The sequence below is a fragment of the Sinorhizobium sp. Y406 genome (genome assembly GCF_058732025.1).
This window is the reverse complement of the sequence record NZ_CM178975.1, coordinates 1586539-1605705: the sequence shown is the minus strand read 5'-3', so window position 1 is coordinate 1605705 and position 19167 is coordinate 1586539. Positions and strand designations below refer to the sequence as shown.

Here is a 19167-nt window from a genome sequence, read left to right as displayed (position 1 = left end):
CGTTCGTCCCGGTTTACTGCAGGGCTGCGGCAAGGGCTGCGTCGAGGCGCTCCCGCGCTTTCTTCGGCAACTTCACTGCATTCACCTTCTCGACATTGGCGGGGGCATCGCCGACGACAACCACGCCGACCATGCCCATGCCCACATGCGGGGTGCACTTGACGCCGTAGACGCCCGGCACGTCGAAGCTCACCTTATAGGTCTCGCTCATTTTGCTCTTGAACGGCTCGGCGCCGTCGGGGATCATGTCCTTGATCGTCTCGACATTATGCCCCTTGTCGGTGGGAATGAAAGTCACGGTATCGCCGGGGTTGAGCTTGACGAAGGCCGGCTCGAAAACCATCACGCCATCGGCGCCCTTGTTCAGCATGTGGACCTCGAAATCGGCGGCGAAGGCGGTCCCGCCAAGGGCGGTGAGGATGGCTGCGACGGCGAGGCTCTTTACGGTTGTGCGCACTGAAATTCTCCTTACGTTTCGGAACCCTGTCCGGTTCGATAAGGAGATAGGCCAGAAACGGCACCGTCTCTTTGATGCCTGTCAAACAAAACCGCTAAGCACTGGCCCGAAAATCACACTCGATTTTCAGAAAGCTCGATGCGCGCAGAGTCAAAGAGTTACTGCGGCCCTTGCGCGTCTGAAATGACGCGCGGCGCTGCAAGGTCGGCTCAGCCGTCAATCCTTGCCGGCCTCGGCAAGCTGCGTCAGGCCGGCGAGGTCGCAGATCATGAGCTTCTGGCGCCCGCCCTCTACCAGCCCCTTGGCCTCCCACGCGCTCAGGATGCGCGAGACAGTGTGAAGCGTGGTTCCGGTCATCTCGGCGATATCCTGGCGGGAAATGGGAAAATCGATACGGATGCCGCCCTCCTCCTTCTTCCCCGCCTGGCTCGACAGCCGCAGCACGGCATGCGCAACGCGGCGTTCGACCTCCTGCGTCGACATTTCGCGGATGCGCGTGTGCGCCTCTTCGAGACGCTTGCCGATCGTCTGCATGGCGCCGACGGCCAGCAAGGGGTTCTGCTCGACGAAGTGTGGCCAAAGATCCGTCGGCCAGGAGAGTGCAACACTCTCCGCCACCGCCATCGCGGTGCCCGGATAGTCGGAGCGCTGCAGCGCCTTTGCAAAACCAAAGAGGTCGCCCGGATGGACGACGCGCACGATGATCTGCTGCCCGTCCTCCGTCACCTGGGTGACCTTCAGCCGTCCGTGCAGGAGGAGGAAGAAATGAGTGGCCGACTGGCCCTGCTCAAAGACGCTGTCGCCCGGCGCCACGCGCCGCGATGTGGCGTGGCCGAGCAGCCTGTCCAGATCCCCGTCACTCATCCTGTCGAACAGGGAGAGCGACCGTACGACACTCCGGTCGATCTTCATTCCAGCTTCCTTCGCAGGCGGCGCTTCATGCGTCCATCGCCGCCGGACTCCTAGCATGCCGCGAAGAAGGAAAAAAGCCGATGAGGCCTGCCAAACGCGTCAAACGCTGAACCCTTTGGCTCTGAGCCTTTGCAGAAGCGGCGCGTACCAGCGCGTGTCCTTCACCAGGCGGAAGCCGACATTGTCCGGCGGTGCCCCGACGGCGCAACCGCCACCCTTCGGATTGCGGACGAAGGAGCTGAGCGCGGCGCGGTGCTTTCCGGTGGCGATGTAGATTCCGCAGGATGAGGCGTCGTTCACCACCGCTCCGGACCGGTCGAGGCTGACCCGGCGGCTGCAGGTCGTCGTCCACTCCCAGACATTGCCGGCGAAATCGGCAAGCCCGGACTCGCTCTCGCCGAAAGCGCCTTGCGGTTGCGGCTCGGGTACCCGGGAGGCCTTGCGCGCCGTCTCGCGGTAATAGTCGGCAAGCCAGCGCACGGCCGGATTGTCGCTGTCCTCGTCGACGCCGAGCGCATCGTCGGGAAAGCGGCTGCCGGCGGCAAAGGCAAGTTGCTCATCGGTCGGCAGCACCCAAACCGCGCCAGTCCGCCGGCTCAGCCAGGAAGCATAGGCCTGCGCGTCATCGTAACTGATGCCCGTTGCGGGCATGCGTTCGGGGTCGGCGGGTGGGTGTTCCGGTTCGGCGGGTGGACAGACCCCCTCTCCGACACAGCGGGCATAATCCGCGGCAGTCACCTGGTATTTCATGATCGCGAGAGGGCCATCCATGTGAAGCGAAACCATCGGCCCGTCGACGGCATAGCCGCCCTTGAAGAATTCTCCGGAGACACGGTAGCTGAATTCCCGCGGCGTGACGAGAACGATTGGCGGTTCGTCGAGCGCGGCGCCCGCCGCCGTGTCGCCGACAAGCCCCGTCTCCCGTGCGAGGAGACCTGCAAGGAGAAGGAAAAGCACCGACGGGAGCGCAAGCGAAACGGCAGTCTGACTCTTTTCTGAAAGCGCGGCCATTACGGCCTCCTTGCGATCCACTTTTGCGGAACCTGCTTAAGCAGCGGCCCGACCGGCGGAAATCGCCGGCCGGGCCGCTCATGGCTCAGCTGCCCGAAGGCGCCCTGACCGAGGTCATCAAATCGTTGTTCCACTCGCCGGTGACGGCGAAATGGGCGGCCGCGCCGAGCTCGAAGGCTTCGATCAGATTATGGTTCACATAGGCATAGATGCCGGGCTGCTCGAAGGTGTAGAAGGCCGCGCCTGCCGTGCCGCCGGGGATGAACCAGGTTTCCTGGTCGACATCCGGGGCGTTGCGGAACTTGCCGGTCGCCCAGACATAGTCGCCGTGACCGCCGATCAGATGCGGGCGGGTGTCGCGGTTCGCCTGCGAATGGACGATCAGCACCTTGTCGCCAACCTGCGCCTTCAGCGCATTCTCACCGGTGAGGGCGCCGACCGCACCGTTGAAGACGATGTGGCTCGGGGTCAAAGTGCGCATCACTTCGAGCGTATCGGCATAGGAATCGCCAGCGCTCTCGTATTTCTTGAAGTTACCGTTCTCGTCGCGAGGGACATAAAAGTCCTGCTCGCCGATGTAATAAACCTTGTCATAGGTGAGCGCATTGCCCTTGCCGTCGCTCAGACCCTCGCGCGGCAGAACCATGATCGCGCCGTTCATGCCGGAGGTGACGTGCCACGGCACCATGCCGGGAGGTGCGCAATGGTATACGAAGACGCCCGCCTTCGTCGCCTTGAAGCGCAACACCGCGCTTTCGCCCGGGTTGACAACTGTCAACGCACCGCCGCCGAGCCCGCCAGTCGCCGAATGAAAGTCGATATTGTGCTGCAGCTGGTTGGTTTCCGGATTGTTGAGCGTCACCTCGACATAGTCGTCCTGGTGGACCACCATCAAAGGACCGGGGACCGATCCGTCGAAGGTCATTGCGTGGAGCTCGGTACCCTGGTCGTCGATGACCAGCTTCTTCTCCTCGATCGTCAGCGTGAATTCGACGATCTTCGGCCCACCCTCGGCTTTTTGCGTGTGGGCGTGAACAAAGGGCGGCCTGACCAGATCGACCTTCACCCGCGGTAGCGATGCGAGATCAACCGGAACGGCTGTGCGCAGGGCAGAAGGGGCGGCGTCTTCGGCATGGGCGGACATCGCGCCGATGAGCGGCGTCAGCGCGCCCGCGATGGCGGCGCCGGCCAGCATGCTGCGGCGGGTCATTTGAAATTTCTCTGTCATCGAACCTCTCCTTGAAAGAACGGAACGAACATCGCCCGGTCGTTTTCATCCTAGGAGGGTCGGTGCGGTACTCTTTGAGGTGGAACAAACAGACAGATTGCACTCGGTGCGACATTTTGGCGAGCGAGAGCGACCAGATGGACGGCCGCAGTCCGCACGATCTGGCCGCGTATTTGCCAATTATCAAAGAAGCGCCTCGGTATCTCCGCTACCCAGTTTCCGACCAAACACCGGAGTGCAATCATGACTGGATCGAAACTGGCCGAGCGCGCAGGTCATGTGCCGCGGGGCCTTGCCCGCACCGGGCCGGTGCTTTTTTCCTACGGGTTCCGGCCGTTCTTTCTCGGCGCGGCGCTTTGGGCCGTCATCGCCATGGCCCTGTGGATCGCGGCCCTCACCGGCCGTGCCGATCTCGCCGGCACCTATGGCGCCCCTGCCTGGCACGCGCATGAGATGCTGTTCGGCTTCGCCTCCGCCGTGCTTGCGGGCTTCCTGTTGACCGCGGTGCCGAACTGGACGGGCCGGCTGCCGGTTTCCGGGTGGCCGCTCGCCGGCCTGTTCGCGCTGTGGCTCGCCGGACGCGCCGCCCTCATTTCGCCGGACACCATCGGCCTGCCCGCCGCCGCAGCGATCGACAGTCTCTTCCTGCCGACTCTCCTCTTCATCTGCGCGCGCGAGGTGATCGCCGGGCGGAAGTGGAAGGACCTGAAAGTGCTCGGCGGTCTGCTGGCGTTGTCGCTCGCCAATGCCTGCTTCCACGTGGCGGTCATCGAGAGCGATTACGACCTTCATCGAGCGATGCGCCTCGGCATTTCCGCCTATGTGGCGCTCATCACGATCGTCGGAGGCCGCATCCTGCCGAGCTTCACCCGCAATTGGCTGAACCGACTCGGGCGCACCGACTTCCCGGTCCCCTACAACCGCTTCGATACTGTTGCCATCCTCTCGGGCATTGCCGCACTCTCCCTTTGGACGCTTGTTCCGGATCATGCCGTCACGGCCGCCGTCGGTTTAATCGCAGCAACGCTGCACACGATCCGGCTGGCGCGCTGGAAAGGCTGGTCCACCTGGCCCGAAATGCTACTCGTCGTGCTGCACATCGCCTACGCCTTCGTTGCCTTGGGCTTCGCCGCGATCGCGCTCGGCGCGGCCGGCCACGTCCAGGAACATTCCGTCATGCATGTGCTCACCGTCGGCGCCATCGCCTCCATGATGCTCGCAGTAATGACGCGCGCCAGCCGCGGGCATACGGGACGTCCGCTGACCGCCTCGCGGCTCACCGTCGCTTCCTTCGCGGCGATCGTACTCGCAGGATTGCTGCGCCCGCTTGCGGAGACGTTCCCGGAAACCGCCAGCACGCTCTATGCCGCCTCCGGAGGGCTCTGGATCGCCGCATTCGGGCTCTTCTGCCTCGAATATGGACCGATGCTCCTGCGCCAGCGTCGGGTGCTGCGCTAGCGAAGACTTGGCCGCTCTGCAATTCGTGGAAAAGGCCCCTCCCGACCGCAGGTCGGAGGGGCTTTGGTGCCCGTCTCGACCTTCCTGCGACGTGTGAGCGCCAGAGGCGGGTGGGGCAGGCTAAGCCATGCCACCTGTGGCGAGGGGTCTTCAAGGTCAGTCCGCCATCATCTCCGGCGTCCAGGCCGGTTCGTAGGTCAGCCGGACTTCTGCATATTCGACGCCCGGGACGTGCCAGACGCAGTTGCTCACGGCCTCCTTCAGATATTCGCTGGCGGGACAGCCTCTCGTGGTCGTCGTCATCGTCACATGGGCGATGCCGCCATCCTCGACGCGCACGTCATAGATCAGGCCGAGATCGATCATGCTGCGCCCGAGTTCGGGATCGATGATCATGCGCAGCGCCTCGCGGATCGCGCCGGCGAGCGCTTCGTTCGTTGCCACTTCCATCACGCCTTGACCTTACCGACGCGGACGAAGATGCGGAATGTCGTGCGTGTCTCGTCGAAATTGCCGGCCCACTGATGTCCGCGTTTTGCAAGTTCCGGATAGAGGAAAAGCGGTTCGCGTGACAGCAGCGCAAACAGCACCTCGCCCGCCTGCATGCTTTCGGCAGCCGAAAGGATGCGGACCATCGGCTCCGGCGGGTCGAGCTCGGTCAAATCGAGATTGACGGTCGGGTCCGGCCACACCTCAGGATCCTCGGCATCGGCGGAGAACGCGACCGGAGAGCCCGCCTCTTCCGGCGTGAACAGCACCTCCCAATCGCCACCACCGATCTCCCGCGCTGCATGGGCAAAGCCGCGGCCTGCCATCACCTTGAAGAGCGGCTGCGGACGGAAGGGCGCGAGCAAACGCAGTGCCTGCCCGGGCTTCAGCCCGCTCACCGCCTCCATGATTGCCTGGAACGGTTCGCCGCCGCTCCTGAGAATTGGCCGGACGTCGAGTTCCCTTGGTGCGGGGCTGTTTGCGGACGCGGGGTTCATGGCTCACTCCTGTGACGAAACGGGGGCAAAAAGAGATGCGGACGCGGCACGCCAACGGGAAAGCGCGAAGCGGCGGCGACGGCGGAGAGATTTCGGGCGCGCGCGAATTCCACGATCAGCGCGATGGTTGCGGCGAGCTGTGCCAGCGCCGCGATGCGAAACGACGGGTTGCTGCCCATGAACAGCGAAAACGTGGCCGCGCTCACGGCCGCATAATAGAGGTAGAACCAGAGGCGTGCGCGCCTTTCGCTGACGAGATCCTGCACGCGCGGAACCGGAACGCGGCCAAGCACGGGACCATAACATTCGAGCCAGGTCAGGAATGGCACGATCTTGTAGAGCTGCGCGAGGCCAAGCCCGCTGAGCCAGCCAAAGACGAAGAGATAGACGAGCGCGGCAGCCCCCTCCCCGGCGGCGGCCCGCATGGCAGGGAGCGCGAACATCGCAACGGAGGCGATGAGGGCTGCAAAGGCGGCATAGCTTGCTCGGATGTTGAGTTCCACGGCCTTGCGCCGGCGCTCGCGATAGAACCGCACCGCGTCTGCTCCGTAAAGAACGGTGAGACCGAGGGTAAGGAGCATCGCTAGCACGAGCAGGCCAGTCATGGCCGAAGGCTCGATGACGGCAAGCCCGACCGAGGCCGCAACCAGCCCCAGCGCGGCGGTGCCCGCCCACCAGGCGACCTTCGTGGTCGTCCGAACATTGTCGGGTGCGAGCATGAACATCGGCAGCAGACGGTAACTGACGCCGATGGCCGTGAAGCTGAGCCAACCACCGAGGCCGAGGGCGGCATGCAGCGGCACCCCGTGAACGACAAGGGCGGTGAGAAGATCGCATTCGATCGCGCCCGAAAGCAGCACGGCAAAGCAAGCGCCAATCAATACCGTCGCCACCAGCGCAAGGAGGCCGGCCGCGACGAAGCGGGCCGGATGCGGCAGCGGGCGCGCGGCAAGAAGGGTGGCCGCGAGCATGCCGGCCACAAGTACGAAACCGGCGACGATCACCACGGCGCCCAGGGGCAGCAGATTCGGCGAAAGCGGCGGCCCGCCCGCAAGCGCCCCAAAACCGCCGAGGAGCAGGAGAAGCCCGGCAATGATGAGAAGCAGCGCCGGGGCCGCAAGCCGTCCTCCCCGCAGCGGCGCGGCCACCAGAACCGGCACGAATTGCAGGAGCGCTCCCACCATCAGGAGGCCAAGCCAGCCAATGGCAACAAGATGCACGAGCGCCAGTGTCTCGGGAGCACCCACCTCGGCGAAGGGATAGCCGTAGCCCGCCGCGAGCATACATTCGCCGATCACAAGGAACAGGCAGGCGGCGGCGAAATAGGACATCGTCCATCGGGAAAGCGTGGCGCCCGGCATTTGTCTTATCCAAAAGTGAGCGGTTGCGACCTCTGCCTCCGGAAAGCGCGACGGAGTCCGGCGGCGAGGTCGCAGATGCGAGGGCGGATCAGTGATCCGACCCGCAGCAGCATTCGCAGCCCGCGCCGTCCTCGATCCTGGCGATTTCAACGCGCCAGACCTCCGGCCCCGCTTCCAGATAGTCCCAGCCGAACTGCCCGGGGAAATTCGTCTCCAGCTGGTAGTGAAGCGGGCGCGGATCGTGATCGCTGGTAATCAGCAGCGAACTTCCTGGCAGAAGTGCATCGAGCATGCCGAAGATGCGCGGATGCCGCTCCCGCGGCGGAACGGTGCGTACGTCGATGGAGGGCTTGGTCTCTGTCATGTCGTTCTCGTCTTGACCGCCCATCGTGACATTTCCGATGCGGCGGCGGCTCGACCGGACCGGAATACGCCCGACCCTAGCTCCTGCCCCCACCAACCACTTTGACCGCGAGCAAACAAAATCTACAGAACGCACCTTTCGTCCTTGCCTTGGCGCAAAGAGGCGCACGGGCATTCCCCTAGAATGCGGCACGTGTCATTCCGCCTGAATAAGGACATCTCCATGCAATCGACTCTCGTCGCGAAATATGGCGAGGCGCGCCTGCCCCGCTACACGAGCTACCCGACCGCACCGCGCTTTTCGCCAGCCGTCGGAGCGGACAGCTACGGCGACTGGCTTGCCGCCGCATCGGCGGAGAAGGCCGCCTCTCTCTACCTGCACATACCCTTCTGCCGCTCGATGTGCTGGTATTGCGGCTGCCACACCACAATCACCCAGCGCGACCAGCCAATCCTCGATTATCTCGACGTGTTGCGTCAGGAGATCCGGCTCGTTTCCGAAATGGCGAGCAAGACACTCACCATCGATCACGTCCATTTCGGCGGCGGTACCCCGACGATCATCAAGCCGGAGGAATTTGTCGACCTTATGGGGCTGTTGCGGCAACATTTCGCTCTTCCAGGCGGTGCCGAGGTCGCAGTCGAGATCGACCCGCGAACGCTTGAGCCGGAGATGGCGGCGGTGCTCGGCGAAGCCGGCGTCCGCCGTGCGAGCCTCGGCGTACAGAGCTTCGATCCCGTCGTGCAAAAGGCGATCAACCGCGTCCAGAGCGAGGAACAGACGATGGAAGCGGTCTCGCGGCTGCGGCGGGCCGGCGTCGAAAGCATCAATTTCGATCTGATCTACGGCCTGCCGCACCAGACGGTGGAATCCTGTATCGAGACGGCTCGCGCCGCGATCGGCATGCGACCCGAACGGTTCGCGGTCTTTGGTTACGCCCATGTGCCCGAGTTCAAGAAGCACCAGCGCCTGATCAACGAGAAAGCGCTTGCCGATGCGGAAGGCCGTCATGCCCAGGCCGAGGCGATCGCTACCACCCTTGCGGCCGCCGGCTACCGCCGCATCGGCCTCGATCATTTCGCCAGGCCCGACGACAGCTTGGCGCAGGCCCAGCAAGAGGGCCGGCTACGGCGCAATTTTCAAGGCTACACAACCGATGCGGCGGAAACCCTGATCGGCCTCGGCGCTTCCGCGATCGGGCGACTTCCGGAGGGCTATGTGCAGAACGAAATCCCGCCTGGCCTTTATGCCCAGAAGATCGCCGATGGTCAGCTCGCCACGACGAAAGGCTACCGGCTGACCGGGGAGGACCGTCTGCGCGGGAAGATCATAGAGCGGCTGATGTGCGACTTTCACGTGGACGTTCCCGCCGTCGCCGCCGAGCACGGACTCGACCCCGGCATGCTCCTGGACGGCAATAGTCGGCTTGCAATGCTCGAGAGCGACGGAGTCCTGGAAAACAACGGGGGCGTGATCCGGCTTCGCGGGGATGGTCGCTTTCTCATCCGCACCGTTGCAGCCGCCTTCGACGCCTATCTTACGCCATCGGCGCGTGCGCACAGCAAGGCGGCCTGAAGGTCAGGCGCCCCTGAAAAGTGCATGTATGACACGACGCGCGACGCGGAAGCCACTCTGCCCACTCGGGAAAGGCTGATGATCCGTGCATCGGGCGAACAGCCATAAAGCTCCTCGGCAACGGATTTCTTGTATTTGCGGCGTTTTTTGGATAAAATCACCGGCAATTCAAAGCGTTACAGCGACTGCTCGATCTCGGTCGAGCGGAGTTGGGACGTTCATTCCAGCGAGTGGTGACGCTTTGGCCAACTTCATGTGGAGGTTGTCATGCCCAGCACTCTTATGGCAGGAAAAAGAGCCCAGGACTGGGCGAACCTGGTCCTGGCGGTGTGCCTGTTCGTTTCTCCTTGGGTCATCGGCTTCGCATCCGAGGCTGCTCCGACCTGGAACGCCTGGATCGTCGGCATCGTGCTCGGCGCCCTCGCGGTAGCAACCCTTTCGGCGTTCGCCGAATGGGAGGAATGGGCCAATATGGTGATCGGCCTGTGGTTGATCGTATCTCCCTGGCTCCTCGGCTTCATGGCGAACGTGAATGCGATGTGGACCCACGTCATTCTGGGTCTGCTCGTCGCCGCACTCGCAGCCTGGGCGGTCTGGGACTATCGCCATCACTCACACGCCTGAAGTAGCCCTGAAGCGCGAGACAGCGGATCCGATCCGGGCGCGCGCTTCAGGGTTTTGCGTCTCTGGTGTCCCAAGCTCGCTGGTCGATTTGGGGAGGATGGAGTGTATCCCCGCCGGGCAGCATCGAGCCTTTGAATCTGCGCATCGAGCTTTCCGAAAATCGGATACGATTTTCGAGCCGATGCGGTAGAGGCGCTATACGGCGAGTTCGCAGCGCCCCGCTTCGGTTTCCATTGCCATATCCAGAACCTTCTGCAGGTTTGCGGCATGGCGGAAGCCGGGCTCGACCATCTCCCCCTTCTCGACCGCGGCCACGAAGCGTTCGTAATTGGTGGCCACCGAACCGGCGTCGATATCCCGCCAAAGCGCCGTTTCCACGTCCTCGCCAAGGCAGGCCCGCAGGCTCGACCCCTGCGGCGTATGAATCACCTCCAGCGCGCCGTGGTCGCCGTGAAGCCTCAATCTCAGCTCGTTCAGATGGCCGGTCGCCCAGCGGCTGGCATGGATCACGCCCATGGCGCCATTCTCCAGTTCCACCGTCATGGCAAAGCTGTCATTGGCGTCGAGATCGTACTCGCCGATCCGGTTGTCCGGCGCCTTTTCGAAGGACTTCAATCGCGCGAACACCCGTTCCACAGAACTGCCAGTGCCATAGCCTGCAAAATCGAGAATGTGGATGCCGACATCACCCAGTACGCCATTCGAGCCATGCTTGGTCGACAGCCGCCACAGCCATGTGGACTCGCTCGCCCAATCGCCCCAGGCCTTCGATACGAGCCAGCTCTGCAGATAGGAGGCTTCCAGATGCCGAAGCCGGCCGATCTCGCCGGCGAGCACCAGTTCCCGCGCCTTCTGCAGCGGCGCGACATTGCGGTAGGTGAGGTTGACCATGGTGACGAGGCCGGAGCGTTCGGCGGCTTCGGCCATCTCCGCGGCCTTATCGTAATTCTCCGCCAGCGGCTTTTCGCAGAGCACGTGCTTGCCGGCGGCGATCAGCGCCAGCGTCGTCGGGTGGTGTGCCTTGTCCGGCGTGACGTTGGTCGCCGCGTCGAATTCGCCCCAGGCGATCGCCTCCTCGAGCGAGGTAAAGGCGTGCTCGATGCCATGCCGGGCGGCAAAGGCCCTGGCGCGCGCCGGATCGACATCGACGGCACCGACCATCTGGACGCCGTCTATCTTGGCAAAGGCATTGGCATGGCTGTTTCCCATGCCGCCGGTTCCGAGTATCAGGAGACGCATCGCAACCCCCTTAGCGGTAGCCCGCTTCGCCGGCGCGATGCAGCGTCGGCCCGCGTTCGACGATCGGCTCCGGCGCTTTTTCGACGGGCACGTTCGGCGCACCGTGGATCGCCTTATAGGTGCCTTGCGGGTTGTAGGCCCATTTCACTGCGTTGCGCAGTACCTTGTGCACCGTGGCATCGTGGTAGGTCGGGTAGGTCTCATGCCCGGGGCGGAAATAAAAGATGTTGCCCGCGCCGCGCCGCCAGGTGAGCCCGGAGCGGAAGACCTCGCCGCCGGCGAACCAGGAGATGAACACGGTCTCGAGTGGTTCCGGCACTGAAAACGCTTCCCCATACATCTCCTCGTACTCGATCACGAAGTTTTCGCCGAGACCTTCGGCGATCGGATGACGCGGATTGACCACCCAGACGCGCTCGCGTTCGCCCGCCTCACGCCATTTCAGCGCGCAGGGCGTGCCCATGAGACGCTTGAAAATCTTCGAGAAGTGGCCGGAGTGGAGCACGATCAGCCCCATGCCTTCCCAGACCCTCCGGGCGACCCGCTCCACGATCTCGTCGTCGACGTCTCCATGGGCGGCGTGGCCCCACCAAAGGAGCACGTCGGCCGCGGCGAGCCGATCTTCGCTCAGCCCGTGTTCCGGCTCCTGCAACGTCGCCGTCGTCGCCTCGATGGCGGCATCCGCATTCAGCGCTGCGGCAATCGTATTGTGCATGCCGTCGGGATAGATTTCCTGGACGGTAGCATTCTTTTGTTCGTGGACGTTCTCGCCCCACACGATGGCGTTGATAGACAAGGTCGTTCTCCTCGTGGCTCGGGCACCCGAAGGTGCCCTGTTTGACTTTGTCAACGCGGAACTGGGGCTGGCGTAGCACCCATTCCGGTCTAACGTTTGGCGGTTGGAAATGATCCTCAATACCTGGGTCCAAGCAGACTTGCGTGGCTTCGCCGACGCCTTGTCTTCGGCGCATTTACGAAACCTTGCTTTTAGGCGGCCCCCCGCATCTCCTTGCGTCCGATCGATCGACCGGCCGCGTCGAAGCGATGGATCTGGCCGGCGACCGGCGAAATGCGCACAGTCTCTCCCGGTTTGTGGTTGGAAGTTCCCCCTTCCCGGACAATGAGCGGCTCGGCGGCGCCGATGTCGAGATAGATATAGCTGTCGGAGCCGAGCATCTCCGAGTGAACGACACTTCCCTGCCAGAGTCCGCCCTCCTGGTCGATCGCCAGGTGCTCGGCGCGGATCCCGACCATGTCCGCCTCAAAGGGCGTGGCGAAGGCCTCGGAAAGGAAGTTCATCTTCGGCGAGCCGATGAAGCCTGCGACGAAGGTGGAGTTGGGGTGCTCGTAGAGTTCGAGCGGCGTGCCGATCTGCTCCACCCGCCCGTCGCGCAGGACGCAGATCCGGTCGGCGAGCGTCATCGCTTCCACTTGGTCGTGGGTCACATAGACCATGGTCGTGTTGTGCATGCTGCGATGGAGCCTGGCGATCTCGATGCGGGTCGCCACGCGCAGTGCCGCGTCGAGATTGGAAAGCGGCTCGTCGAAAAGGAAGACCGTCGGATCGCGCACGATCGCACGGCCGATCGCCACGCGCTGGCGCTGGCCGCCGGAAAGCTGGCGCGGCAGGCGCTCGAGATAGGGCGTCAGCTGCAGCATTTCCGCCGCGGCCTCTACCCGTTTCCTGCATTGCTGCTTGTCCTTGCCGGCAAGCTGCATGCCGAATGCCATATTCTCGAAGACCGTCATGTGCGGATAAAGCGCATAGGACTGGAAGACCATGGCGATGCCGCGTTTCGACGGTACGAGATGGTTGACGACCCGCCCGTCGAAGGAGAGCGTGCCCGAGGTGATCTCCTCAAGCCCCGCAATCAGCCGCAAGAGCGTGGACTTGCCGCAGCCGGAAGGGCCGACGAAGACCATGAACTCGCCTGCTCTTATGTCCATGCTGACGCCCTTGATGACCTCGTAGGCGCCGAAGGACTTGCGGATATCACGCAGTTGAAGCTCTGCCATTTTGCTCTCCTTCGCGGATGCGCTCGCAGACGTGCGCACCGCTCTCCAGTTCGTTTCTCCGGATTTCTCAGCCGTCCCGCGATTGACCGGACGGAAAATGCTCAGCCTTTCACGCCGCCCGCCGTGAGTCCGGAAATGATCCGCCGCTGGAAGATCAGCACCAGGACGACGAGCGGCACCGTGACGATGACCGACGCCGCCATGATGTTGCCCCAGGGAATTTCGAAGTTGCTACTGCCCGAAAGAAGCGCGATCGCGACCGGCACTGTGCGCTGGGTGTTCGACGAGGTGAATGTCAGCGCGAAGAGGAATTCGTTCCAGGCGGCGATGAAGGCAAGCAGACCGGTCGTCACCAGCGCCGGCCACATCAGCGGCATGAAGACGCGGGTGATGATGACCCAGGGCGATGCGCCGTCGACGATCGCCGCTTCCTCGATCTCCACCGGCAGGTCGCGCATGAAGGTGGTCAGCACCCAGACCGTGAAAGGCAGGGTGAAGATCATATAGGAAAAGATAAGCGCCAGAGGCGTGTTGAAAATGCCGACGCCGCGGATGAGCTCGAAAAGCCCGGCAAGCACGGCGATCTGCGGAAACATCGAGACCGACAGGATTGTCAACAGCAGTAGAGAGCGCCCGCGGAAACGAACGCGTCCGAGGGCGTAGGCCGCGGTCACCGCAAACAGGAGCGAAATGGCGACGACCGAAGTTGCGACCAGGAGCGAGTTTGCGAGGTTACGCAGGAAGCTGCCATGCGAGACGACGCTCGTGTAATTGGCAAGCGAAATCTCGCTTGGCCAATAGTCGATGCGGAACAGGGCAGTCCCGGATTTGAAACTGGTCAGGATCGCGTAATAGAAGGGGAAGACCGCGACCACAATGATGACGGCGACAAGCGCGTAGAAGGCGGCTCGCTTCGAAATTGTCGCGACCATCAGCGCTCTCCTTCGAAATTGACGCGGCCGAACCACATGTAAAGGACCGTGATTCCGGCGATGATCAGGAACAGCATGGTCGAAGCGGCGGCGCCGTAGGCGAACTTGTCGAAATCGAACAGGTTCTCGCGCGCCAGCACGGACATGGTCTTCGTCTGGGCGTTGTTCGGCGTCAGCACGTAGATCAGGTCGAAGATGCGCAGGGCATCGAGCATGCGGAAGATGACCGCAACCATCAGCGCGGGCCGGATGAGCGGCAGGGTCAGCCGCCAGAACACCTTGACCGGATGGATGCCGTCGATCTTAGCGGCCTCATAGATGTCTCCCGGCACCATCTGCAACCCGGCGAGGATGAGGAGCGCCATGAAGGGCGTCGTCTTCCAGACGTCGACGATCAGCACGGCGACCATCGCCGTATCGGGATTGGCGGTCCAGGCGACCTTCTGGCCGATCAGCCCGAGGCCGAGCAGGATATCGTTAAGGATGCCGAACTGGTCGTTGAGCATCCAGGCCCACATCTTTGCCGAAACGATCGTGGGGATCGCCCAGGGAACAAGGATGGCGGCGCGGACCAGGCCGCGACCCGGAAAATGCGCGTTCAGCACCAGAGCGACAACCAGCCCCAGGACCGTCTCCACGCTCACGGAAATCAGCGTGAATTTCAGCGTGTTCCACACAGCGTTCCACCAGGCGGGATCGGCGAGCAGACCCCGGTAAATGGTTCGGCCGCTCTTCAGCGTGATCCAGGTGAGATAATTGTCGAAGCCAATGAACTCGGCGCCTGCAAGGTTAGTCAGCGATGCGTTGGTGAGGCTGAAATAGACGGTCCTGACGAGCGGCCAGCCGGCGACAAGCGCCAGAACCAGAAGCGTGGGCGCCAGGAACACCCAGGCGGAGCGCACCCGCTGTGTCCGAAGGTCTGAATTGATGTGCGCGTTGCTCGCGAGGGCGGCCGGCGGATCCGCAACGGTCAGATCGGTCATGACGTTGTCCCCTTTGCCATCCGGCTTTTCGCCGAAGGTTTGACTGGAGGGATGGCGGCCGCGGTGGACCGCCATCCCGGGCGACGGCTGCAACATGTTCTTGTCCTCAAGATCGGACGCCGATTTGAGGACACATGCAGGGGAGGCTACCAGCTATCGCCCTTGAGCTCGGTCAGTTCGATCTCCAGCAGTTCGAGATTCTCGGCTGCCGTTCCGTTGCCGGAGAGCGTGTTGTGCACCGCGCTCCAGAACTTCGAGGAGACCTCGTTATATTTCACCTTGGTGGCCGCAGAAGGCCGCGGCACGGCGCTCTCGAAGATCGGCTTCCAGTTCGGCATGAAGGGCTGCGCCGCGGCGACCTCCGGATCGTCATAAAGAGCGGCGATCGTCGGCAGTTGCGACAGCTGCACGGCGCGTTGCTTCTGCACTTCCTTGGAAGCGAGGAACCTCACCAGCTCGATCGCGGCCTGCTGCTCGTCGGAGTATTTCGACACCGCGAGATTCCAGCCGCCAAGCGTCGACGACGGCTCCTCTCCGGCGCCGGCGGTCGGAAGCGGCATGACGTCGAACCTGCCCTTGACGGCGCTGTCGTCTCCGTTGCCGAGCGCATAGGCATAGGGCCAGTTGCGCATGAACACGGCATTGCCGGTCTGCCAGACGCCGCGCGCTTCTTCTTCCTGGTAGGCGAGCACGCCTTGGGGCGCGATCGTGCCGATCCACGCCTTGGCCCCTTCGATCGCCGCGGCCGCGCGTTCGTTGTTGACGGAGATCGTGCCGTCCGGCTCGACGATCTGCCCACCACCGAACGACTTGATCCATTCGAGCGCGTTGCAGGTCAGCCCCTCATAGGCATTCGCCTGGAACACGAAGCCCCAGAGATCCGCCTGCCCGGCAGCACGCTCCTTCTCCTGAATTTCCATGGCGGTCGCCGCCAGCTCGCTCCAGGTCTTCGGGGGCGTCCTGCCGTATTTCTCGAGCAGGTCCTTGCGGTAGTAGAGTGCCGGCGCATCGGTGAAGATCGGCAGCGCGACGAGCTTGCCGTTGACGGTCTGCGATCGAATGATCGATTGGAAATGATCGCCGACGACATCCTTCGCCGCGTCCGTCAGGTCAATGAACTGGTCGGCGAGCTGCGGCGCCCAGATGACGTCCGTCTGGTAGACGTCAACATCCTTGTTCCCGGCGGCGAGCCACAGACGATACTGGCTGAATTGTTCGCTGCTCGAGGGCGGCATGGTGACGAGACTGACCTTGTGGCCCGTCCGCTTCTCGAACAGGTCGAGCTGCTCGCGCATGAAATTCACGTTCTTGCCGGTGGTGTTGGCCGCAAGCGACAGCTCGGCGGCAGCAGCCAGTTCGGCAGCGCCGAACGCGGCGCAAAAGGTCAACGTCCTCAGAAGCATTGTCATGTTCGATGGCTCCTCCAAAACTCAAACCGCTCGATCACTCCTCGGAATTCGAAATCGGTTTGGCCACAGAAAACTGTCAGAAGCCGTTGTGCGTGTCAATACAACAAACGATGCAGGAGGTGAGCTTCGCTCGCTACCACGCAAATACATATAGTTTTTAGTGGTTTAACACTTCAACGACACTGGTGGAGAATTCTAGACTTTGCCATCCAACCGGTGCGTTCACTGCACAAAATTTAAATCGCTTTGACTAGAACCACTTGACGTCGAATGGCGTACGGTCGGTTGTTCCGCGAAACAAAGACGTATATTCCTCACGGGAACAGGGGTCAGGGATCAGACAAGCTCGCATGAAGCTCAAGGAGTTCGCACACCAACTGGGTCTTTCGCCGACGACCGTGAGCCGCGCGCTCAGCGGCTATCCGGAGGTGAGCGAAAAGACCCGGCAACGGGTAGCGGAAGAGGCCGTGCGGCTCGGCTACCGTCCGAACATCAATGCCGTGCGGCTCGTGACCGGCCGGGCCGGCGCCATCGGCGCCGTCATGGGGCGAAAGGGCGAGTTCCAGTTTTCGGAATTCATGATTGGCATGGCCGAACGGCTGGACGGCGAGGACATCGACATCCTTGTGAGCCCGATGGCCGAGCAGGAGACGCGCGACGAGATTCAGATCTACAGCAGGCTCGTGACGAGCGGCCGTGTCGATGCCATCATCGTTCATTCGCCGAGGCCGGACGACGAGCGCATCCGCCTCCTTCACAAGCTCGGCATTCCATTCCTGGTCCACGGCAGGTCGGAGACCGAGGTGCCGCATGCGTGGCTCGACATCGATAATGAGGGAGCCATTCGCAGGGCGACGTCGCATCTCCTCGACCTCGGCCATCGGCGGATCGCGATGATCAATGGCGGCGCTGGCTACACCTTCTCGATCCATCGCGACAAGGGCTACCGCGACGCACTGGAAGAACGCGGAATTGCCTTCGACCCGCGCCTTGTCGTTCACGGCCATTTCACCGATGAACTCGGCTTCCGCTTTGCGCGGTCTTTGCTCGAGCAATCGCCACGCCCCACCGCTTTCGTCGCAGGCTCGATGATGACGGCGCTCGGGGTCTACCGGGCAGTGCGTTCGCGCGGGCTCGTCGTCGGCCGCGATACCTCCGTCATCGCCCATGACGACGTCTTTCCCTATCTGACCGCCGAGAACATGGTTCCGTCATTATCGGCGACCCGTTCCTCCATGCGTGCGGCCGGGGCGCGGGCGGCAGACCTCGTGCTGCAATTGCTTGGCGGACGGCCCGCGGCCGAGATTCAAGAGCTCTGGCCCGTCGAACTCATCCTGCGCGAATCCACCGGACCGGCTCCAGCGGAAGCAAGGTCTTGAGGGGACCCCTATTGGCACCGAAGGAAATCGCCGTCATCGGCGGGGGCCCTGCCGGACTGATGGCCGCCGAGGTCCTCTCGGCCAGGGGCCATGCCGTGACGATCTATGAGGCGATGCCGACCGCCGCCCGCAAGTTCCTGCTCGCCGGCAAATCGGGTCTCAACATCACCCATGCCGAAGAGTATCACCGCTTCATCGCCCGTTTCGGGTTCGCCGCCGATCGGCTGCGCCCGGCGCTCGACGCGTTCACGCCGGATGATCTGCGCGCCTGGGCGGCAGGGCTCGGAACGGAAACATTCGTCGGCTCGTCGGGCCGCGTCTTTCCGAAGGCCATGAAGGCCTCGCCGCTGCTGCGGGCCTGGCTCAGACGCCTGGAAGCGCAAGGCGCTCGGCTCCTCACCCGCCACCGCTGGTCGGGCTTTGTTGACGACGGCTACGGCTTTGAGACGCCGGAGGGGCGGAAAATCGTTCGCCCCGCTGCGGCACTCATCGCACTCGGCGGCGCAAGCTGGCCGAGGCTCGGCTCCGACGCCGCCTGGGTGCCTTGGCTCGGCGCCAAAGGCGTCACCGTCAGGGACTTCCGCCCCGCCAATTGCGGCTTCGATGTCGCCTGGAGCGAGGGCTTTCGCAATCGCTTCGCCGGCGAGCCGCTGAAATCGGTGGTCGCCTCCTCCGAAGCGGGCGTCTTTCCCGGTGAGTTCGTGGTGAGCCGTCACGGCATCGAGGGGAGCCTCGTCTATGCGCATGCGGCAGCGCTGCGCGATCGGCTGGAGCGCGAGGGCAAGGCGGAGCTCATCGTCGACCTTGCGCCCGGACGATCATTCGCGCGCCTTGTCCGCGACCTTGCCCGCCAGGACGGCAAGGCTAGTTTCTCCAACCGCCTGCGCAAGGGCGCCGGGCTCAGCGGCGCCAAGGCGGCACTGCTGCGCGAGATCGCGCCGCAAGCGGCAAAGGCCCGGCCCGAAAGCCTTGCGGCCGAGATCAAGGCACTCGCAATCCCCCTCGAGCGGCCGCGTCCGATCGCCGAGGCGATTTCTGTTGCGGGCGGCATACACCTAGATGCCGTCGACGATCATTTCATGCTGAAGGCGCTGCCCGGCCTATTCGCCGCCGGCGAAATGCTCGATTGGGAAGCGCCGACCGGTGGTTATCTGCTGACCGCCTGCCTGGCCACGGGCTGCGCCGCGGCGCAGGGCATAGAAGCCTGGCTCGCCGCTACTCTTTGACTCCACG

19 protein-coding genes are annotated in these 19167 nt (G+C 63.4%); 5 read left to right on the top strand and 14 right to left on the bottom strand.

The features are described from left to right. Window positions 1-13 precede the first annotated feature (13 nt). The 4 genes from AC4P1R_RS24435 to nirK all read right to left on the bottom strand — a co-directional run bounded on the left by AC4P1R_RS24435 (window position 14) and on the right by nirK (window position 3608). Complete coding sequence (locus AC4P1R_RS24435; protein WP_151613042.1) at window positions 14-457, bottom strand: pseudoazurin; 444 nt, start codon at window positions 455-457, stop codon at window positions 14-16. Window positions 458-673: 216 nt separating this feature from the next. After that, on the bottom strand, window positions 674-1369 hold the full coding sequence (locus AC4P1R_RS24430) for a Crp/Fnr family transcriptional regulator (protein ID WP_151613041.1): 696 nt from the start codon (window positions 1367-1369) through the stop codon (window positions 674-676). 99 nt (window positions 1370-1468) lie between these two features. Beyond that, entirely contained in the window at window positions 1469-2380 is a 912-nt protein-coding gene (locus tag AC4P1R_RS24425; protein WP_151613040.1) for an SUMF1/EgtB/PvdO family nonheme iron enzyme, read from the bottom strand. A gap of 85 nt (window positions 2381-2465) precedes the next feature. Further along, window positions 2466-3608 (bottom strand): copper-containing nitrite reductase, encoded by a 1143-nt coding sequence (gene nirK / locus AC4P1R_RS24420; protein WP_492178125.1) that lies wholly within the window; start codon window positions 3606-3608, stop codon window positions 2466-2468. Between the two features lie 243 nt (window positions 3609-3851). On the opposite strand from nirK, the gene AC4P1R_RS24415 reads away from it, so the two are divergent. After that, window positions 3852-5066 carry an NnrS family protein gene (locus AC4P1R_RS24415; RefSeq protein ID WP_492178124.1) on the top strand — a complete coding sequence of 405 codons (1215 nt, stop codon included), beginning with the start codon at window positions 3852-3854 and terminating at the stop codon, window positions 5064-5066. A 156-nt stretch (window positions 5067-5222) separates the two neighbouring features. Here AC4P1R_RS24415 and AC4P1R_RS24410 read toward each other — a convergent pair whose 3' ends face one another. The 4 genes from AC4P1R_RS24410 to AC4P1R_RS24395 all read right to left on the bottom strand — a co-directional run bounded on the left by AC4P1R_RS24410 (window position 5223) and on the right by AC4P1R_RS24395 (window position 7777). Beyond that, window positions 5223-5516: a metal-sulfur cluster assembly factor gene (locus AC4P1R_RS24410; protein WP_151613037.1), complete on the bottom strand. Its 294-nt coding sequence runs from the start codon at window positions 5514-5516 to the stop codon at window positions 5223-5225. Then, window positions 5516-6052, bottom strand: a complete 537-nt coding sequence (locus tag AC4P1R_RS24405) for a DUF2249 domain-containing protein (RefSeq protein WP_151613036.1) — start codon at window positions 6050-6052, stop codon at window positions 5516-5518. Before AC4P1R_RS24405 ends, AC4P1R_RS24410 begins: the two co-directional genes overlap by 1 nt. After that, entirely contained in the window at window positions 6049-7413 is a 1365-nt protein-coding gene (locus AC4P1R_RS24400) for a hypothetical protein (RefSeq protein ID WP_492178123.1), read from the bottom strand. Before AC4P1R_RS24400 ends, AC4P1R_RS24405 begins: the two co-directional genes overlap by 4 nt. An 88-nt stretch (window positions 7414-7501) precedes the next feature. Then, the gene (locus AC4P1R_RS24395) at window positions 7502-7777 is read right to left on the bottom strand and encodes a DUF2249 domain-containing protein (RefSeq protein WP_151613034.1); all 276 of its coding nucleotides are present in this window, start codon (window positions 7775-7777) and stop codon (window positions 7502-7504) included. 222 nt (window positions 7778-7999) lie between these two features. Between AC4P1R_RS24395 and hemN the strand changes: the two genes are divergently transcribed. Both hemN and AC4P1R_RS24385 read left to right on the top strand, forming a co-directional pair. Next, entirely contained in the window at window positions 8000-9352 is a 1353-nt protein-coding gene (gene hemN / locus AC4P1R_RS24390; RefSeq protein ID WP_492178122.1) for an oxygen-independent coproporphyrinogen III oxidase, read from the top strand. A gap of 267 nt (window positions 9353-9619) precedes the next feature. Continuing rightward, the gene (locus AC4P1R_RS24385; RefSeq protein ID WP_069459360.1) at window positions 9620-9976 is read left to right on the top strand and encodes an SPW repeat protein; all 357 of its coding nucleotides are present in this window, start codon (window positions 9620-9622) and stop codon (window positions 9974-9976) included. 195 nt (window positions 9977-10171) lie between these two features. On the opposite strand, the gene AC4P1R_RS24380 is transcribed toward AC4P1R_RS24385, so the two are convergent. The 6 genes from AC4P1R_RS24380 to AC4P1R_RS24355 form a co-directional block, all read right to left on the bottom strand. Further along, a complete protein-coding gene (locus AC4P1R_RS24380) occupies window positions 10172-11215 on the bottom strand; it encodes a Gfo/Idh/MocA family protein (protein WP_151613032.1) in 1044 nt (347 codons plus the stop codon). Window positions 11216-11225: 10 nt separating this feature from the next. Continuing rightward, entirely contained in the window at window positions 11226-12011 is a 786-nt protein-coding gene (locus tag AC4P1R_RS24375; RefSeq protein WP_151613031.1) for a ThuA domain-containing protein, read from the bottom strand. 191 nt (window positions 12012-12202) lie between these two features. Beyond that, complete coding sequence (locus tag AC4P1R_RS24370; protein WP_492178121.1) at window positions 12203-13231, bottom strand: ABC transporter ATP-binding protein; 1029 nt, start codon at window positions 13229-13231, stop codon at window positions 12203-12205. 101 nt (window positions 13232-13332) lie between these two features. Beyond that, window positions 13333-14163 carry a carbohydrate ABC transporter permease gene (locus AC4P1R_RS24365; RefSeq protein WP_151613030.1) on the bottom strand — a complete coding sequence of 277 codons (831 nt, stop codon included), beginning with the start codon at window positions 14161-14163 and terminating at the stop codon, window positions 13333-13335. Continuing rightward, on the bottom strand, window positions 14163-15146 hold the full coding sequence (locus AC4P1R_RS24360) for a carbohydrate ABC transporter permease (protein ID WP_151613029.1): 984 nt from the start codon (window positions 15144-15146) through the stop codon (window positions 14163-14165). Before AC4P1R_RS24360 ends, AC4P1R_RS24365 begins: the two co-directional genes overlap by 1 nt. A gap of 146 nt (window positions 15147-15292) precedes the next feature. Further along, window positions 15293-16549: an ABC transporter substrate-binding protein gene (locus AC4P1R_RS24355; RefSeq protein WP_492178845.1), complete on the bottom strand. Its 1257-nt coding sequence runs from the start codon at window positions 16547-16549 to the stop codon at window positions 15293-15295. A gap of 356 nt (window positions 16550-16905) precedes the next feature. Between AC4P1R_RS24355 and AC4P1R_RS24350 the strand changes: the two genes are divergently transcribed. Further along, a complete protein-coding gene (locus AC4P1R_RS24350) occupies window positions 16906-17934 on the top strand; it encodes a substrate-binding domain-containing protein (protein ID WP_492178120.1) in 1029 nt (342 codons plus the stop codon). Between the two features lie 11 nt (window positions 17935-17945). Further along, entirely contained in the window at window positions 17946-19160 is a 1215-nt protein-coding gene (locus tag AC4P1R_RS24345; RefSeq protein ID WP_151613026.1) for a TIGR03862 family flavoprotein, read from the top strand. Window positions 19161-19167: the final 7 nt, after the last annotated feature.

Excerpts from the sequence above, each read along its gene's own strand:
- AC4P1R_RS24350 (WP_492178120.1), top strand. The coding sequence starts at position 16,906 with ATGAAGCTCAAGGAGTTCGCACACCAACTGGGTCTTTCGCCGACGACC.
- AC4P1R_RS24410 (WP_151613037.1), bottom strand. The coding sequence starts at position 5,516 with ATGGAAGTGGCAACGAACGAAGCGCTCGCCGGCGCGATCCGCGAGGCG.
- AC4P1R_RS24385 (WP_069459360.1), top strand. The coding sequence starts at position 9,620 with ATGCCCAGCACTCTTATGGCAGGAAAAAGAGCCCAGGACTGGGCGAAC.
- AC4P1R_RS24370 (WP_492178121.1), bottom strand. The coding sequence starts at position 13,231 with ATGGCAGAGCTTCAACTGCGTGATATCCGCAAGTCCTTCGGCGCCTAC.
- nirK (WP_492178125.1), bottom strand. The coding sequence starts at position 3,608 with ATGACAGAGAAATTTCAAATGACCCGCCGCAGCATGCTGGCCGGCGCC.
- AC4P1R_RS24430 (WP_151613041.1), bottom strand. The coding sequence starts at position 1,369 with ATGAAGATCGACCGGAGTGTCGTACGGTCGCTCTCCCTGTTCGACAGG.
- AC4P1R_RS24380 (WP_151613032.1), bottom strand. The coding sequence starts at position 11,215 with ATGCGTCTCCTGATACTCGGAACCGGCGGCATGGGAAACAGCCATGCC.
- AC4P1R_RS24360 (WP_151613029.1), bottom strand. The coding sequence starts at position 15,146 with ATGACCGATCTGACCGTTGCGGATCCGCCGGCCGCCCTCGCGAGCAAC.
- AC4P1R_RS24425 (WP_151613040.1), bottom strand. The coding sequence starts at position 2,380 with ATGGCCGCGCTTTCAGAAAAGAGTCAGACTGCCGTTTCGCTTGCGCTC.
- AC4P1R_RS24400 (WP_492178123.1), bottom strand. The coding sequence starts at position 7,413 with ATGCCGGGCGCCACGCTTTCCCGATGGACGATGTCCTATTTCGCCGCC.
- AC4P1R_RS24365 (WP_151613030.1), bottom strand. The coding sequence starts at position 14,163 with ATGGTCGCGACAATTTCGAAGCGAGCCGCCTTCTACGCGCTTGTCGCC.
- AC4P1R_RS24415 (WP_492178124.1), top strand. The coding sequence starts at position 3,852 with ATGACTGGATCGAAACTGGCCGAGCGCGCAGGTCATGTGCCGCGGGGC.
- AC4P1R_RS24405 (WP_151613036.1), bottom strand. The coding sequence starts at position 6,052 with ATGAACCCCGCGTCCGCAAACAGCCCCGCACCAAGGGAACTCGACGTC.
- AC4P1R_RS24355 (WP_492178845.1), bottom strand. The coding sequence starts at position 16,549 with ATGCTTCTGAGGACGTTGACCTTTTGCGCCGCGTTCGGCGCTGCCGAA.
- hemN (WP_492178122.1), top strand. The coding sequence starts at position 8,000 with ATGCAATCGACTCTCGTCGCGAAATATGGCGAGGCGCGCCTGCCCCGC.
- AC4P1R_RS24395 (WP_151613034.1), bottom strand. The coding sequence starts at position 7,777 with ATGACAGAGACCAAGCCCTCCATCGACGTACGCACCGTTCCGCCGCGG.